General features: G+C 65.4%; 13 protein-coding genes. 7 read left to right on the top strand and 6 right to left on the bottom strand.

What is annotated here, in order from left to right; all coding sequences use genetic code 11:
• Positions 1-175: 175 nt before the first annotated feature.
• The gene (gcvP, locus tag P0Y43_RS21525) at positions 176-3,049 is read left to right on the top strand and encodes an aminomethyl-transferring glycine dehydrogenase (protein ID WP_275639295.1); all 2,874 of its coding nucleotides are present in this window, start codon (positions 176-178) and stop codon (positions 3,047-3,049) included.
• 35 nt (positions 3,050-3,084) lie between these two features.
• Here the strand turns inward: gcvP and P0Y43_RS21520 are convergent, their stop codons facing one another.
• From P0Y43_RS21520 to P0Y43_RS21505, 4 genes are all read right to left on the bottom strand, one after another.
• Positions 3,085-3,393, bottom strand: a complete 309-nt coding sequence (locus P0Y43_RS21520) for a DUF2388 domain-containing protein (RefSeq protein WP_275639294.1) — start codon at positions 3,391-3,393, stop codon at positions 3,085-3,087.
• A gap of 113 nt (positions 3,394-3,506) precedes the next feature.
• Entirely contained in the window at positions 3,507-3,821 is a 315-nt protein-coding gene (locus tag P0Y43_RS21515; RefSeq protein ID WP_275639293.1) for a DUF2388 domain-containing protein, read from the bottom strand.
• Positions 3,822-3,911: 90 nt separating this feature from the next.
• Entirely contained in the window at positions 3,912-5,582 is a 1,671-nt protein-coding gene (locus P0Y43_RS21510; RefSeq protein WP_275639292.1) for a GspE/PulE family protein, read from the bottom strand.
• Between the two features lie 37 nt (positions 5,583-5,619).
• A complete protein-coding gene (locus P0Y43_RS21505; protein WP_275639291.1) occupies positions 5,620-5,973 on the bottom strand; it encodes a hypothetical protein in 354 nt (117 codons plus the stop codon).
• Positions 5,974-6,099: 126 nt separating this feature from the next.
• Here P0Y43_RS21505 and P0Y43_RS21500 point away from each other — a divergent pair, with 126 nt between their 5' ends.
• Positions 6,100-6,570 carry an Lrp/AsnC family transcriptional regulator gene (locus P0Y43_RS21500; protein ID WP_275639290.1) on the top strand — a complete coding sequence of 157 codons (471 nt, stop codon included), beginning with the start codon at positions 6,100-6,102 and terminating at the stop codon, positions 6,568-6,570.
• Positions 6,571-6,644: 74 nt separating this feature from the next.
• Here the strand turns inward: P0Y43_RS21500 and P0Y43_RS21495 are convergent, their stop codons facing one another.
• Positions 6,645-8,012: a CYTH domain-containing protein gene (locus tag P0Y43_RS21495; RefSeq protein ID WP_275639289.1), complete on the bottom strand. Its 1,368-nt coding sequence runs from the start codon at positions 8,010-8,012 to the stop codon at positions 6,645-6,647.
• A gap of 123 nt (positions 8,013-8,135) precedes the next feature.
• Here P0Y43_RS21495 and argE point away from each other — a divergent pair, with 123 nt between their 5' ends.
• Together argE and argA are read left to right on the top strand one after the other, a co-directional pair.
• Complete coding sequence (gene argE, locus P0Y43_RS21490) at positions 8,136-9,278, top strand: acetylornithine deacetylase (protein ID WP_275639288.1); 1,143 nt, start codon at positions 8,136-8,138, stop codon at positions 9,276-9,278.
• 126 nt (positions 9,279-9,404) lie between these two features.
• Complete coding sequence (argA, locus tag P0Y43_RS21485) at positions 9,405-10,703, top strand: amino-acid N-acetyltransferase (protein ID WP_275639287.1); 1,299 nt, start codon at positions 9,405-9,407, stop codon at positions 10,701-10,703.
• Positions 10,704-10,771: 68 nt separating this feature from the next.
• Here argA and P0Y43_RS21480 read toward each other — a convergent pair whose 3' ends face one another.
• Positions 10,772-12,148: a glutamine synthetase family protein gene (locus tag P0Y43_RS21480; RefSeq protein WP_275639286.1), complete on the bottom strand. Its 1,377-nt coding sequence runs from the start codon at positions 12,146-12,148 to the stop codon at positions 10,772-10,774.
• A gap of 668 nt (positions 12,149-12,816) precedes the next feature.
• Between P0Y43_RS21480 and P0Y43_RS21475 the strand changes: the two genes are divergently transcribed.
• The 3 genes from P0Y43_RS21475 to P0Y43_RS21465 form a co-directional block, all read left to right on the top strand.
• Positions 12,817-14,175, top strand: coding sequence for a glutamine synthetase family protein (locus tag P0Y43_RS21475; RefSeq protein ID WP_275639285.1), 1,359 nt, complete (start codon positions 12,817-12,819; stop codon positions 14,173-14,175).
• A 48-nt stretch (positions 14,176-14,223) separates the two neighbouring features.
• Entirely contained in the window at positions 14,224-15,585 is a 1,362-nt protein-coding gene (locus P0Y43_RS21470; protein ID WP_275639284.1) for an aspartate aminotransferase family protein, read from the top strand.
• A 159-nt stretch (positions 15,586-15,744) separates the two neighbouring features.
• Positions 15,745-16,745 (top strand): polyamine ABC transporter substrate-binding protein (locus P0Y43_RS21465; protein ID WP_275639283.1); only part of this gene is annotated, 1,001 nt, incomplete at its 3' end.

The following is a 16,745-nucleotide window of genomic DNA, read 5'->3' as shown; positions in this document are numbered from 1 at the left end:
CCGATGGCCCCATCGCGGGGCAAGCCCGCTCACACAGGGACATGCGAAACCTTGTAGGAGCGGGCTTGCCCCGTGATAGGGCCGGCACGGCCACCATCGATTTACAGCAACATCGCCGATCCCTTCCTAGACTTGTAAGTCTCCCCGAGAACTGGTCCAGGAAGAGAACGTCGCCATGTCCCAGTCGCCCCCCCTGCATCAACTGCACGAGCACAACCCGTTCCTGCGTCGCCACCTGGGCCCCGATACCGCGGAGCAGCAGGCCATGCTCGGCACCCTTGGTGTCACCACGCGCAGCGAGCTGATCGACCAGACCGTGCCCCCGGGCATCCGCCTCGGCCGCCCGCTCGACCTGCCGCCTGCCCTCGATGAGCAGGCCGCCCTGGCCAAGCTCGCCGGCTACGCCAACCAGAACCAGCTGTGGTCCAGCCTGATCGGCATGGGCTACCACGCCACCGTCACCCCCACGGTCATCCTGCGCAACGTGCTGGAGAACCCCGGCTGGTACACCGCCTACACCCCCTACCAGCCAGAGATCGCCCAGGGCCGCCTGGAGGCGCTGCTCAACTACCAGCAGATGGTCATCGACCTCACCGGCCTACCGCTGGCCAACGCCTCGCTGCTCGACGAAGCCACCGCCGCCGCCGAGGCCATGGCACTGGCCAAGCGCGTGGCGCGCAGCAAGAGCAACGCCTTCTTCGCCGACGAACACTGCCATCCGCAGACCCTGTCGGTGCTGCGCACCCGCGCCGAAGGCTTCGGCTTCGAACTGATCGTCGACGCGTTGGACAACCTCGGCAAGCAGCCGGTGTTCGGTGCCCTGCTGCAATACCCCGACACCCATGGCGAGGTGCGCGACCTGCGCCCGTTGATCGACCAGTTGCATGGCCAGCAGGCCGTGGCCTGCGTGGCCGCCGACATCCTCAGCCTGGTGCTGCTCACGCCTCCCGGTGAGCTGGGCGCCGACGTGGTGCTCGGCTCGAGCCAGCGCTTCGGCGTGCCGATGGGCTATGGCGGGCCGCACGCGGCGTACTTCGCCTGCCGCGATGACTACAAGCGCGCCATGCCCGGGCGCATCATCGGCGTGTCCCGCGATGCCCGCGGCAACACCGCGTTGCGCATGGCCCTGCAAACCCGCGAGCAACACATCCGCCGTGAGAAGGCCAACTCCAACATCTGCACCGCCCAGGTGCTGCTGGCCAACATTGCTGGCTTCTACGCCGTCTACCACGGCCCCGAGGGGTTGCGGCGCATCGCCCAGCGGGTGCACCGGCTGACCCAGGTGCTCGCTGCCGGGCTGGAGGCCAAGGGCGTCAAGCGCCTGAATGCGCACTTCTTCGATACCCTGACCCTGGAGGTTGGTGGCACCCAGGCGGCGGTGATCGAAAGTGCCGAGGACGCGCGCATCAACCTGCGTATCCTGGGGCGCGGCCACCTGGGCGTGAGCCTCGACGAAACCTGCACGGAAGAAACCGTGCTGCGCCTGTTCGATATCTTCCTTGGCGTCGACCATGGCCTGGACGTCGCCACACTCGACCGCCAGACCCTGCCCGGCGGCATCCCCAGCGCGTTGTCGCGCTCCACCCCGTTCCTCGAACACCCGGTGTTCAACCTGCACCACAGCGAAACCGAGATGCTGCGCTACCTCAAGCAACTGGAGAACAAGGACCTGGCACTGAACCAGTCGATGATCCCGCTTGGCTCCTGCACCATGAAGCTCAACGCCACCAGTGAGATGATCCCCATCACCTGGCCTGGCTTCGCCTTGCTGCATCCCTTCGCCCCGGCCGCTCAGGTGCAGGGCTACAAGGCGATGATCGACGAGCTGGAAAGCTGGTTGTGCGCCATCACCGGCTTCGACGCCATCTGCATGCAGCCCAACTCCGGCGCCCAGGGCGAGTACGCCGGGCTGATGGCCATTACCCGCTACCACCGCAGTCGCCACCAGCCTCAGCGCACCCTGTGCCTGATACCGTCGTCGGCCCACGGCACCAACCCGGCGTCGGCGCAGATGGCCGGCATGGACGTGGTGATCGTCGAATGCGACGACGCCGGCAACGTCGACCTCGACGACCTCAAGGCCAAGGCCCGCGAGGCGGGTGACCGGTTGTCGTGCCTGATGGTCACCTACCCCTCGACCCACGGCGTGTACGAGGAGGGCATCCGCGAAATCTGCGAGGTGGTGCACCAGCACGGTGGCCAGGTGTACATGGACGGCGCCAACCTCAATGCCCAGGTGGGCCTGGCGCGCCCGGCCGACATCGGTGCCGACGTCTCGCACATGAACCTGCACAAGACCTTCTGCATTCCCCACGGCGGTGGCGGCCCGGGCATGGGGCCGATCGGCGTCGGCAAGCACCTCAAGCCGTTCGTCGCCAGTCATCCGGTCGTGCCGGTGCCAGGCCTGGACCCGAACAACAGCGCGGTCAGCGCCGCGCCCTGGGGCAGTGCGAGCATCCTGCCGATCAGTTGGATGTACATCGCCATGATGGGGCCGCAACTGGCCGACGCCAGCGAAGTGGCGATCCTCTCGGCCAACTACCTGGCCAGCCAGCTCTGTGGGGCCTTCCCGGTGCTGTATCGCGGGCGCAACCAGCGCGTGGCCCATGAGTGCATCCTCGACCTGCGCCCGCTCAAGGCGCAGACCGGCATCAGCGAGGAGGACGTGGCCAAGCGTTTGATGGACTACGGCTTCCATGCGCCGACCATGTCCTTCCCGGTGCCGGGCACCTTGATGGTGGAGCCGACCGAGAGCGAGTCGAAGGCCGAGCTGGACCGCTTCATCGAGGCGATGCTGGCGATTCGCGCGGAAATCGCCGAGGTGCAGGAGGGTAACTGGCCCGCCGAGGACAACCCGCTCAAGCACGCCCCGCATACCTTGGCCGACGTGCTGGCGCCGTGGAGCCGGCCCTATTCGCTGGAGCAGGGGATCGCCCCCAGCGCTCACGTGCGCCAGCATAAATACTGGCCAGCGGTGAACCGGGTCGACAACGTCTATGGGGACAGGAACCTGTTCTGCGCGTGCGTGCCGGTGGAGGCGTATCGCTGAGAGGGGGGGGCCGTGGCCAGCACACCCCCGTGGGTTCAATCGAGGGTGGGCGGGTTTGCCAGCACCGCGCTGGCGAGCTCCATGTCGGTGGCGCGCAGGTCAGGGTGTGCCGCGCGCACCTGGCGCAGGGCCGCTTCGAGATAAGGACCGCGCACGCTGCCTTCGCTGGCGATGAAGACGCTGGCGTCGTCCTGGGCGGCGGACACCAGCTTGCGGTCCGAGGAGGTCAGGTAGCTGGAGGAAAACAGGCTGCCGGTGGACACCAGTGCGCGAGACGTGCCCGATGCGTGGGCGAACCCGCTGGTGAACAGTAGCCAGGGTAGGGCGATGAGTAGAGGGCGCATGGAGGGGCTCCGTGGCTGAAAACGGGAGCCCCCATGCTAGCGGTCGAAGGTGCGCATCCCGTCCCACAGCCATCCTAATGACGGGTAGGAAGGGTCTCGTTCAGCGCGGTGTATCAGGGCGCGACGGTGTTCTTCGCCAGGATCGCGTTCGCCAGCTCCATGTCGCTGGCCTGCACGCCGGGGTTGTCTGCCCGCACCTGGCGCATCGCCGCCTCCAGGTACGGACCGCGGACGGCGCCATCGCTGGCGACGAAGCTGCTGGCATCGTCCTGTGCGGCGGCGATCAACTTGTGGTCCTTGAAGGTCAGGTAGGTCGACCCGGTGGTCGCGCCGGAGGAAATGACGTTGCGCCAGAAGCCATCGGCCATGGCGGAGCCAATGGGCAGCGAAAGCAGGGCAGCGGCTGCGATGGCGGTTTTGAGACGCATGGTGGATCACCTCGATTGGTGAGGGCTGGAGATGACGAGTTGGATCGCGCCGAGGTGAAGCAAGTTCCCTGTACGCAGCGCTTTCGCGCTTCAGCCGCAGGCTCGCAGCACCTCATCCAGGCGGGTCAGGCCTCGGGCAACCTTGTCCTCGCCACAGCGGCGCAGGTCACGCAAGCCGTCGGCGAGAGCCTGTTGGCGCAAGGCACCGAGGTCGGCGCCGGGGCCGATGCGCGCGCGCAACGCCGCGCTCGGCAGCAGCAGCTCGAAGAGGCCCGTGCGGCCGTGGTAGCCCGTGCCGCGACAGACCCCGCATACGCCGACGGCGCCCTGACAGCTGGCGCATAGCGTGCGGACCAGGCGCTGGGCCATCACGCCGATCAGTGTGGCCTTGATCAGGTAGTCGGCCACACCCAGCTCCTGCAGGCGGGTGACCGCGCTGCAGGCATCGTCGGTGTGCAGGGTGGAGAGCACCAGGTGGCCGGTGAGTGCCGCTTGTACTGCTACCTGGGCGGTCTCGTGGTCGCGGATCTCGCCGATCATGATGATGTCCGGGTCTTGGCGCAGCAGGGCGCGCGCGCCGTTGGCGAAGCCCAGGTCGAGTGCGGGTTGGACTTGCAGTTGGTTGAACGCCGGCTCCAGCCGTTCGATGGGGTCTTCGATGGTGCACAGGTTGACCTGTGGCGTGGCCAGCTGGCGCAGGCTGGCGTAGAGCGTGCTGGTCTTGCCCGAGCCCGTGGGGCCGGTGACCAGGATGATGCCCTGACGGCGTCGCAGCAGCGCCTGCCAGGCCGCTCGCAGGTCGCCGTCCAGGCCCAGGTGGTCGAAGCCTTCGCGGTGTTCCCCAGGGTCGAACAGGCGCAGCACGAGCTTCTCGCCGAACGCGGTCGGCAGGGTCGACAGGCGCAGCTCGACTTCGCCGCCACCGGGCAGCCGGCTTTTCAGGCGGCCGTCCTGGGGGCGGCGCTTTTCCGCGACGTCCATGCGCCCCAGGTGCTTGAAGCGGCTGACCAACGCCAGGGTGACGCCCGCCGGGAAGGCGTACACCGCGTGCAGCAGGCCATCGATGCGGTAGCGCAGTTGGCCTTGCTCGCGGCGCGGCTCGAGGTGGATGTCATTGGCCCGCTGTTCGACAGCGTACTGCAACAGCCAGTCGACGATATGCACGATATGGGCGTCGTCGGCATTGCTGCTGGCCTGGCGATTGCCTAGCTCCAGCAGCTGCTCCAGCTCGCCGAGGCGGCTGTGCTGCTGCGCATGGGCACCCTGTACCGAGCGCGAGAGGTGCCGGCAGGTCTCGGCCACTTGGCGGATTTGCACCGGGCTGGCCACCACACGGTGGATAGGGCGGCCCAGGCTGTGGGCGAGGTCGGCTTCCCACTCGCGTTGGAAGGGCTGCGCGCTGGCCACGGTGACGCCGTGCGCGTCCGCCGCCACGGCGAGGATGCCATGGCGCTGGGCGAAGGCGGGGGAAATCAGGCCGCCGACCTGGGCCAGGTCGAGCTGCAAGGGGTCGATGCGCAGGTAGGGTTGGCCGGCCTTGCCCGCCAGCCAGTGACCCAGGGTGTCGAGGTCCAGCGGGGCGCCAGGTTGCGAGCGGTCGGGCAGGTTCAGGCTGGCGAGCGTTTCCAACGGGTGGTCGGCGGGTTGGCGGGTGGCCTGGGCGAGTGCGCGCAGCACGTCGGTGGCGTTCAGGCGCTGGTCGGCGAGCAGCGCATCGAGCAGGCGCCTGAGGTCTAGGTTGTGGGTATCGTCGGTGAGCATGTTGGCATCCGTGCCAAGGGCTGAGGTGCTGGAAAGGCTAGTTGGCGGAGGCGGACGCGGGGCGGCAATGGGTTACTGGGTTTTGCACCGACGCCAGGGCATGCACGTCCGCGTGCAGATCGACCTCGGCGACGCACACCAAGTTACGCATCTTCTGCGCGATCACTTCGGCCCGGTGCCAGCTCAGGCCGCCAATGCCGATCTCGATTGCCAGCAGGTCGTCGAGTTGGCTCACCTGCACGCTGTGCGGGGTGAGAAATTGCAGGGCGAACAGGTTCAGCACTCGGCACAGGGTGTCCGGTTCGGCTTCGGCCCGCAGGCGGTAGCGCACGCGGGTATGGGGTGTGCTGGCGGCCCAGGTGTCGAGGCGGGGCGAGGTGAGCGCGGTCATGAAGGTCTCCATCGAGGATGGGGAAATTCTTGCAGGTCGTTGGCGGTATTTCTTCGCTATGATTCCGGTAAATCGCCACATGGGCGAATTGATCAATTCTTGATATGTCTTGATAGGGAATTATTAATGCTGGGTGAATTGGATGCTTACGACCGGCGCATTCTCGAGCTGCTGCAAGAGGACGCCTCGCTGTCCAGCGCGCAGATCGCCGAGCGTGTGGGGTTGTCGCAGTCACCGTGCTGGCGGCGGATCCAGCGTTTGAAGGAGGAGGGCGTGATCCGTGGGCAGGTGACCCTGCTGGATCGCAAGAAGGTCGGGCTCAACACGCAGATCTTCGCCGAGGTCAAGCTCAATGCCCATGGGCGTTCGAACTTCACCGAGTTCACCGAGGCGATTCGCGGGTTTCCGGAGGTGCTGGAGTGTTATGTGCTGATGGGGTCGGTGGATTTTCTGTTGCGGATCGTGACGTCGGATATCGAAGCGTACGAGCGGTTCTTCTTCGAAAAGCTATCGAACGTGCCGGGGATCCAGGAGGTGAACTCGATTGTCGCGTTGTCGGAAATCAAGTCCACGACCAGCCTGCCGCTGGGACGGTGAAGCCATCGCCGGGCAAGCCCGCGCCTACAGGGATGGCGCTGAACCTGTAGGGGCGGGCTTGCCCGGCGATGGGCTCAGCCCTTGATCAGGTGCTTCCAGCCGCGGCTCTGCTCCACCGCGCGCGCCTGCTCGATACGCGCCTCCAGCAGCTCATCCGACAGCGGCTGCTCGGCCAGGGCGTGCAGTTTCTTCAGGTCGCCATACAGGCGGTCCATCTGCGGGGCGTCGAGCACCGGGCGGGCGTGGTGCAGCCAGGCCAGCACCTGCTCGATGCGCGGCAATTGCTCGGCCAGGTCTTCCGGGCGCTGGACGTACAGTGGCAGCTTCAATGCGCGGCCTTCCTCACCCAGCAGGTGCGCCAGCCAGCTGGCGAGCTGCGCCTTGCCCTGGCGCTCGCCACGGCCGCTGCGTTCAACGGTCCAGGCGCGGGCCAGCAGCCAGCGCGAGGTCTCCAGCGAGAACTGGCCCCAGCGCGGGTCTTCCAGCTCTTCGGCGAACTGCTCGGGGGCGGCGCGACGGATGTCTTCGTCGTCGTTACCGGCCTGCACCAGCGGGCGCCAGTCTTCCAGCAGCGCATCGAGACTGGCGCGCAGGGCGCGGGTGGTGGCGCGCGGCGCGGCCTGGCCCAGGCTGCTGGTCAGGGCGCGCAGTTCGGCCAGGCACTCGACCCAGTCCTGCAACAAGCGCCAGTGGCCGTTGTGACGGTACTGCTCGGCCAGGCGCTGGCTGCTGCCCAGCAGTTGCCAGGCGAGGGCGGCGTAGGCGTCGTCCAGCGGGGTTTCGGCGTCCAGTTCGGTGGCGGGTAGGCTCAGCTCGTAGCTGTCCGGCTCCAGCAGGCGGTAGCCGCGCTCGGCCTTGCTGATGTCGCAGGGCATCAGCGGCAGGCTGGCGGCGAGTTCCGCGGCCAGCTCCAGCAGCGCTTCAGGGGCGCCTTCGCGCAGTTCCAGCTCCAGCTCGCAGATCGGCTCCTTGCGCTTGCCGGCGATCACGAAGCCTTGGTCCAGGGCCGCCTCGATGACCACCTTGGCCTTGCCGCGACCCCAGGAGATCTCGGCGTATTCGCGGGTGAAGTCGGTGGTGAACAGCGGCTTGATGGTTTTCTTGTCCAGGTCGGCCAACTGCTCGGGCCAGCAAGTGGCGTCGAGTTTCTTCAGGTCCAGCTTGACCTTGTCCAGGTACCACTCGTACTCGTTGCGCTCGGACAGGCCGGCGACGCTCTGGCCGCGGCACTTGAGGGTCTGGATGATGACCTCGCCGTCGCGCCGCAGGCGCAGGGCGACACGCGCAGCGGCGAGGTCGCGCGCGGGGGTGTCGAAGTACTGGTTGAGCAGTTCGCGGGTCTGCCAGCCGGACTTGTTGCGCTTCTTCAGCAAGGGGTGCTCGCGCAGGGCGGCAAGGGTCTCGCGGCTGGCGCGGAGTTTGAGTTCGGTTTCTTTGTGCATCGCGGGCTCGAAGGAGGGCATCGTTTGGGGGCAGTCTACAGGAGTCGGGCAGTGACCGGGCGGGCTTGCCCCGCGATGACGCCCCAGGGTTATGATGGACCCACGCTTCCGAGGAATTTGCGCATGCCGTTGCCGTCGTTGAAAGACCAGTTCGCCGCCTTGATCGCCGCCCCGTCGGTCAGTTGCACCCAGGCCGCGCTGGACCAGTCCAACCGCCCGGTGATCGACCTGCTGGCCAGCTGGCTGGGTGACCTGGGCTTCGACTGTGAGATCCAGCAGGTCACGCCGGGCAAGTTCAACCTGCTCGCCAGCCGCGGCACCGGCCCTGGCGGCCTGGTGCTCGCCGGGCACAGTGATACCGTGCCCTACGACCCGCAGCTGTGGGCCAGCGACCCGCTCAAGCTCACCGAGGTGGATGGCCGCTGGGTGGGCCTGGGCAGCTGCGACATGAAAGGCTTCTTCGCCTTGGTGATCGAGGCCGTGTTGCCGCTGCTGGAGCACGGCTTCAAGCAGCCACTGCTGATCCTCGCCACCTGCGACGAGGAAAGCTCGATGTCCGGCGCTCGCGCGTTGGCTGAGGCCGGCGCGCCGCTCGGGCGGGCGGCGGTGATCGGCGAGCCCACCGGGCTGAAACCGATCCGCATGCACAAGGGCATCCTCATGGAACGCATCGAGATTCTCGGGCGCAGCGGCCATTCGTCGGATCCGACCCTCGGCCGCAGCGCCATGGAGGCCATGCACGCGGTGATGGGCGAGCTGATGGGCCTGCGCCAGCAGTGGCAGCAGACGTACCGCAACGCGCAGTTCACGGTGCCGACGCCGACGATGAACTTCGGCTGCATCCACGGCGGCGACAACCCCAACCGCATCTGCGGCCAATGCGCCCTGGAGTTCGACCTGCGCCCCCTGCCAGGCATGGACCCGGCGCAGCTGCGCGCGGCGATCCGCGAGAAGCTGGTGCCCCTGGCCGAGCGCCATGATGTGCGCATCGACTACGCGCCGCTGTTCCCCGAAGTGCCGCCGTTCGAGCAAAGCGCCGACGCTGAATTGGTGCAGTTGGCCGAGCGCCTCACCGGCCACCGCGCCGAATCGGTGGCCTTTGGCACCGAAGCGCCTTATCTTCAGCAGCTTGGCTGCCAGACCATCGTGCTCGGCCCCGGCGACATCAGCTGCGCGCACCAGCCGGGCGAGTACCTTGAAATGTCACGAATCGAGCCTACCGTGCGTCTATTGCGTGACCTGATCCGGCACTATTGCCTCAGTTAAACGTCCATTGCCCTGATTCGTTCCTGCCTATGAGGAGACCGCGCGTGACCGCAAGCCTGTTCCGACGATGACTTTCGAACGTTGTGCGCCTTCACCGTTCTCGTTCACTTATCCACAGGCCCTGTCATGCCCGATTACGTCAACTGGCTGCGTCATGCCTCTCCCTACATCAACGCCCACCGGGACTGCACCTTCGTGGTCATGCTGCCCGGCGATGGCGTGGAACATCCCAACTTCGGCAACATCGTCCACGACCTGGTGCTGCTGCACAGCCTCGGTGTGCGCCTGGTGCTGGTGCACGGTTCGCGGCCGCAGATCGAAAGCCGTCTGGCCGCCCGTGGCCTGACCCCGCACTACCACCATGGGTTGCGCATCACCGATGCGGCCACCTTGGATTGCGTGATCGACGCGGTGGGCGCGCTGCGCCTGGCCATCGAGGCGCGCCTGTCGATGGACATGGCCGCTTCGCCGATGCAGGGTTCGCGCCTGCGCGTGGCCTCGGGCAACCTGGTCACCGCGCGGCCGATCGGTGTGCTCGAGGGCGTCGACTACCACCATACCGGCGAAGTACGCCGGGTCGACCGCAAAGGCATCAACCGCCTGCTCGACGAGCGTTCCATCGTGTTGCTGTCGCCGCTGGGTTATTCGCCCACGGGCGAGATCTTCAACCTGGCCTGCGAAGACGTGGCCACCCGCGCCGCCATCGAGCTGGGCGCCGACAAACTGCTGCTGTTCGGCGCCGCGCCGGGCCTGCTGGACGAGCAGGGCAAGCTGGTGCGCGAGCTGCGCCCGCAGCAGGTGCCCGCGCACTTGCAACGCCTGGGCAGCGACTACCAGGGTGAGCTGCTGGATGCCGCCGCCGAGGCCTGCAAGGGCGGGGTCGCGCGTAGCCATATCGTCAGCTATGCCGAGGATGGCGCGCTGTTGACCGAGCTGTTCACTCGCGGCGGTGGCGGTACGCTGGTGTCCCAGGAGCAGTTCGAAGTGGTGCGCGAGGCGACCATCGACGATGTCGGTGGCCTGCTGGAGCTGATCAGCCCGCTGGAGGAGCAAGGCATCCTGGTGCGCCGTTCGCGCGAGGTGCTGGAGCGTGAGATCGAGCAGTTCAGCGTGGTCGAGCGCGAGGGCATGATCATCGCCTGTGCGGCGTTGTACCCGATTGCCGATTCCGAGGCGGGGGAGCTGGCGTGTTTGGCGGTGAACCCTGAGTACCGTCATGGCGGGCGCGGCGATGAGTTGCTCGAACGCATCGAGGCGCGGGCGCGGCAGATGGGGCTCAATACCCTGTTCGTGCTGACCACCCGCACGGCGCACTGGTTCCGTGAGCGGGGGTTCGCGCCCAGCGGTGTGGAGCGGCTGCCGGCGGCGCGGGCGTCGTTGTACAACTACCAGCGCAATTCGAAGATTTTCGAGAAGTCGTTGTAAGCCAGTGCCGCCGCTATCGCGGGGCAAGACCCAATGAAAAACGCCGCCCCAAGGGGCGGCGTTTTCATTCACACGGTATGCAGGTACCAGTTGTACTCGAGGTCGGAGATCGAATGCTCGAACTCTTCCAGCTCGCTCTCCTTGCACGCGACGAAGATGTCGATGTACTTCGGATCGATGTACTTGTTCAGGATTTCGCTGTCGTCCAGCTCGCGCAGGGCATCGCGCAGGTTGTTCGGCAGGCTCTGCTCCAGCTGCTCGTACGAGTTGCCTTCGATCGGCTCACCCGGCTCGACCTTGTTGGTCAGGCCATGGTGCACACCGGCCAGCACGGCGGCCATCATCAGGTACGGGTTGGCGTCGGCACCGGCCACGCGGTGCTCGATGCGCACGGCGTCGGGCGAGCCGGTCGGCACGCGCAGGGCCACGGTGCGGTTGTCCAGGCCCCAGCTCGGCGCGTTCGGCACGTAGAACTGGGCGCCGAAACGGCGGTACGAGTTGACGTTCGGGCAGAGGAACGCCATCGACGCGGGCAGGGTCTCGAGCACACCGCCGACAGCGTGACGTAGCGCGGCGTTCTGCTCGGGATCCTCGCTGGTGAAGATGTTGTTGCCATCTTTGTCCAGCACGGAGATGTGCACATGGAGGCCGTTGCCTGCCTGGCCCGGGTAGGGCTTGGCCATGAAGGTGGTGTCCATTTCATGGTCGTAGGCGATGTTCTTGATCAGGCGCTTGAGCAGCACCGCGTAGTCACAGGCCTTCAGCGGGTCGGCGACATGGTGCAGGTTGACTTCGAACTGCGCCGGGGCGCTTTCCTTGACGATCGCGTCGGCCGGGATGCCCTGCTCCTTGGCGCCTTCCAGGATGTCCTGCAGGCAGTCGGCGTATTCGTCGAGGTCGTCGATCAGGTACACCTGGGTCGACTGCGGGCGCTTGCCGGAAATCGGGGAGCGTGGCGGCTGTGGGCGGCCGTTCACGTTCTCCTGGTCGATCAGGTAGAACTCCAGTTCGAAGGCGGCGCAGATGGTCAGGCCCATTTCGGTGAACTTGCTCACCACCTGACGCAGCACTTCTCGCGGGTCGGCGAAGAACGGCTCTCCTTCGAGCTCGTGCATGGTCATCAGCAGCTGGGCGGTCGGGCGCTTCTGCCAGGGCTCGTTGGAGAGAGTGTCGGGGATCGGGTAGCAGATACGGTCGGCATCGCCGATGTCCAGGCCAAGGCCCGTGCTTTCGACGGTCGAGCCGTTGATGTCCAGGGCGAAGAGGGAGGCAGGCAGGTTGATGCCTTTCTCGTAAACCTTGTGGAGGCTGGTGCGCTCGATGCGCTTGCCACGCACCACACCATTCATATCTGCAATCAGAAGGTCAACGTAGAGAACCTCAGGATGTTCCTTAAGGAACGCGTTCGCTTCGTTAAGCTGAACGGCACGCGGGGGTACCGACATGATGCAACACCTTTGTTGTTAAAAATATCAATCAAGGGGGGCTTGCAAGACCAGTCAATCGAAAAGCCATAGTGATGTCAAGCCAACTCCCTGATGCCCTGAAATGGCACGCCGGCGGCGTTTTTGCTGCATATCGGGGCGTCGCATTATCCGCTATTTTCACTGTGAAGGGCTATCTCGGACGAAGCGTCTTTTATTTTTTACGGAGGTGTTGTGAAAAAAAATGAACGACGCTAAGCTCGGTCTCAACCCATAACAGTAATAATACGAGGGTCACATGGTCCGCTTGCCGCGACCTGAACGCGCCGCCTACGCCGCGCAGTCAGGTATTTTCACCGCCTGTCGAAAGGCCATCGCGCGCTGGGTCCCCTCTTGGAGCCAACTGGCCGCAATAATTGACGCGCGGCACAGTCAGCCCATGCCCCGTAGCAGTTTACTGCACGCTTTTCTTCCTTCCTGCCCTTTGCTTTCGTTACGGACACCCGCCCATGGCGTGTATCCACTGTCGACCTGCGCCGGGGTTTTTGCTTTAGCAATCCACTCCATCCAGAATCAAGGCGCGGGCCTTCGCCGGCCCCGCGGTGCCGAGCGCGCCGTCCTTGAGCGACGCCAGGCGTCAGTAGCGCCCGTTCACCATTGACCGGGCCACATTACCTCCTGAGGTATTTATGAGTAACAACCTCGACCAGCTCACCGATTGGTTGAAAGAGCACAAGATCACCGAAGTCGAATGCCTGATCAGCGACCTGACCGGCATCACCCGCGGCAAGATCTCGCCGACCAACAAGTTCATCGCCGAAAAAGGCATGCGCTTGCCCGAAAGCGTTTTGTTGCAAACTGTGACCGGCGACTACGTCGACGACGACATCTATTACGAACTGCTCGACCCGGCCGACATCGACATGATCTGCCGCCCCGATCAGGACGCCGTGTTCCTCGTCCCTTGGGCCATCGAGCCGACCGCCCAGGTGATCCACGACACCTACGACAAGAAGGGCAACCCGGTCGAGCTGTCGCCGCGCAACGTGCTGAAGAAAGTCCTCAAGCTCTACGCCGACAAAGGCTGGCAGCCGATCGTCGCGCCCGAGATGGAGTTCTACCTGACCAAGCGCAGCGAAGACCCGGACTTCCCGCTGCAGCCGCCAGTGGGCCGCTCCGGCCGCCCGGAGACCGGCCGCCAGTCGTTCTCCATCGAGGCCGCCAACGAATTCGACCCGCTGTTCGAGGACGTCTACGACTGGTGCGAACTGCAACAGCTGGACCTCGACACGCTGATCCACGAAGACGGCACGGCGCAGATGGAGATCAACTTCCGTCACGGCGACGCGCTGCACCTGGCCGACCAGATCCTGGTGTTCAAGCGCACCATGCGCGAGGCCGCGCTCAAGCACAACGTGGCCGCCACCTTCATGGCCAAGCCCATGACCGGCGAGCCGGGCAGTGCGATGCACCTGCACCAGAGCGTGATCGACATCGCCACTGGCAAGAACATCTTCTCCAATGAAGACGGCAGCATGAGCACGCTGTTCCTGCACCACATCGGCGGCCTGCAGAAGCTCATCCCCGAGGCGTTGCCGCTGTTCGCGCCGAACGTCAACTCGTTCCGCCGCTTCCTGCCCGACACCTCGGCGCCGGTGAACGTCGAGTGGGGCGAGGAGAACCGCACCGTGGGCCTGCGCGTGCCGGATGCCGGCCCGCAGAACCGCCGCGTCGAGAACCGCCTGCCGGGCGCCGACGCCAACCCCTACCTGGCGATCGCCGCCAGCCTGCTGTGCGGCTACATCGGCATGGTCGAGGGCATCGAGGCCAGCGCGCCGGTCCAGGGGCGTGGCTACGAGCGCCGCAACCTGCGCCTGCCGCTGACCATCGAGGACGCCCTGGAGCGCATGGAGAACAGCCAGGCACTGGCGCAGTACCTGGGCAAGAAGTTCATCACCGGCTACGTCGCCACCAAACGCGCCGAACATGAAAACTTCAAACGCGTCATCAGCTCCTGGGAGCGTGAGTTCCTGCTGTTTGCCGTGTGATCAACCCTGTGGCCGCGTGATGGCGGCCGTTGGATAGTGGAGAAGCAGATGAGCGTCAACAACCCGCAAACCCGTGAATGGCAGAACCTGAGCGGCGAGCACCACCTGGCACCCTTCAGCGACTACAAGCAGCTGAAGGCGAAGGGGCCGCGGATCATCACCAAGGCCCAGGGTGTGCATTTGTGGGACAGCGAGGGCCACAAGATCCTCGACGGCATGGCCGGCCTGTGGTGCGTGGCGGTCGGCTATGGCCGTGAAGAGCTGGTGCAGGCGGCCGAGAAGCAGATGCGCGAACTGCCGTACTACAACCTGTTCTTCCAGACCGCTCACCCGCCCGCGCTGGAGCTGGCCAAGGCGATCACCGACGTGGCGCCCGAGGGCATGAGCCACGTGTTCTTCACCGGTTCCGGCTCCGAGGGCAACGACACCGTGCTGCGCATGGTCCGCCATTACTGGGCGCTCAAGGGCAAGCCGCACAAGCAGACGATCATCGGCCGGGTCAACGGCTACCACGGCTCCACCGTCGCTGGCGCAAGCCTGGGCGGCATGAGCGGCATGCATGAGCAGGGCGGCTTGCCGATCCCTGGCATCGTGCACATCCCGCAGCCTTATTGGTTCGGCGAAGGCGGCGACATGACCCCCGAGCAGTTCGGTGTGTGGGCCGCCGAGCAGTTGGAGCGCAAGATCCTGGAAGTCGGCGAGGACAACGTCGCCGCCTTCATCGCCGAGCCGATCCAGGGCGCCGGCGGGGTGATCATCCCGCCGGATAGCTACTGGCCGAAGGTCAAGGAGATCCTCGCCAAGTACGACATCCTGTTCGTCGCCGACGAGGTGATCTGCGGGTTCGGTCGTACCGGCGAGTGGTTCGGCTCCGACTACTACGGCCTTGCGCCCGACCTGATGACCATCGCCAAGGGCCTGACTTCCGGCTACATCCCCATGGGGGGCGTGATCGTCCGTGACAAGGTGGCCAAGGTGCTCAGCGAAGGTGGCGATTTCAACCACGGCTTCACCTACTCCGGCCACCCGGTGGCGGCGGCGGTGGGGCTGGAAAACCTGCGGATCCTGCGTGACGAGAAGATCATCGAACGCGCCCGCGAGGAAGTGGCACCGTACTTGCAAAAACGCCTGCGTGAGCTGCAGGACCACCCGCTGGTGGGCGAGGTGCGCGGCCTGGGCCTGCTCGGCGCGATCGAGCTGGTCAAGGACAAGGCGACCCGCAGCCGTTACGAAGGCAAGGGCGTGGGCATGGTCTGCCGCAACTTCTGCTTCGACAATGGCCTGATCATGCGCGCGGTCGGTGACACCATGATCATCGCGCCGCCGCTGGTGATCAGCCGCGAAGAGGTCGATGAACTGGTGGAAAAGGCGCGCAAGTGCCTGGACCTGACCCTCGAAGCGATACGCTGAGCGTTTGCTAGGCTAGCAATGCGACATTAAGTGGTGGCGAGGCCCTTGGTTTTCTTGAAACCGCGCCTCGTAACTTGCCAGACTAGCGGCTGTTCCAGTCGCCCTGCGGGACCTGGCTGCTGAACAGATGGCTACTAAAAAATTCTGGAGCATTAACGCATGAAGAAAATGGGCAAGACGTTGCTGGCCGCAGCCCTCATGGGTGCCATGGCCACCGCTGTTCAGGCTGACGACAAGGTGCTGAACGTCTACAACTGGTCGGACTACATCGCGCCGGACACCATCGCCAAGTTCGAGAAGCAGACCGGCATCAAGGTCAAGTACGACGTCTTCGACAGCAACGAAACCCTGGAAGCCAAGCTGCTGGCCGGCAAGTCGGGCTACGACATCGTCGTGCCGTCGAACAACTTCCTGGCCAAGCAGATCAAGGCCGGTGTCTATGAGGAGCTCGACCGCTCCAAGCTGCCGAACTGGAAGAACCTCGACGAAGACCTGCTCAAGGCTGTCGGCGACGCCAGCGACAAAGGCAACAAGCACGCCTTCCCGTACATGTGGGGCTCCATCGGCATCGGCTACAACCCGGCGAAGGTCAAGGCCGCGCTGGGCGTGGACAAGATCGACTCGTGGGACGCCGTGTTCAAGCCGGAGAACATCGCCAAGCTCAAGAGCTGCGGCGTGAGCTTCCTCGACGCGCCGACCGAAATGCTTCCGGCTGCGCTGCACTACCTGGGCCTGCCGAGCGACAGCACCAAGAAGGAAGACCTGGCCGCCGCCGAGGCGCTGTTCCTGAAGGTCCGTCCTTCGATCACCTACTTCCACTCCTCCAAGTACATCGGTGACCTGGCCAACGGCAACATCTGCGTGGCCGTTGGCTACTCGGGCGACCTGGAGCAGTCCAAGGCCCGCGCCCACGAAGCCGGCGACAAGGTCAAGCTGGACTACGTCATTCCGAAAGAAGGCGCTGGTACCTTCTACGACATGGTCGCCATCCCCAAGGATGCCGAGCACAAGGAAGCCGCCTACCAGTTCATGGACTTCCTGATGCAGCCTGAAGTCATGGCCGAGATCACCAACGCCGTGCGCTTCCCGAACGGCAACAAGGCCGCGACCCCGTTCGTCGACAAGGACATCACCAGCGACCCGAGCATCTACCCGCCGGC

The organism is Pseudomonas entomophila (assembly GCF_029193575.1).
GTDB classification, from domain to species: Bacteria; Pseudomonadota; Gammaproteobacteria; order Pseudomonadales; family Pseudomonadaceae; genus Aquipseudomonas; species Aquipseudomonas entomophila_G.
The sequence above is the reverse complement of the archived record's forward strand: the minus strand, read 5'-3'. Positions and strand labels throughout refer to the sequence as shown.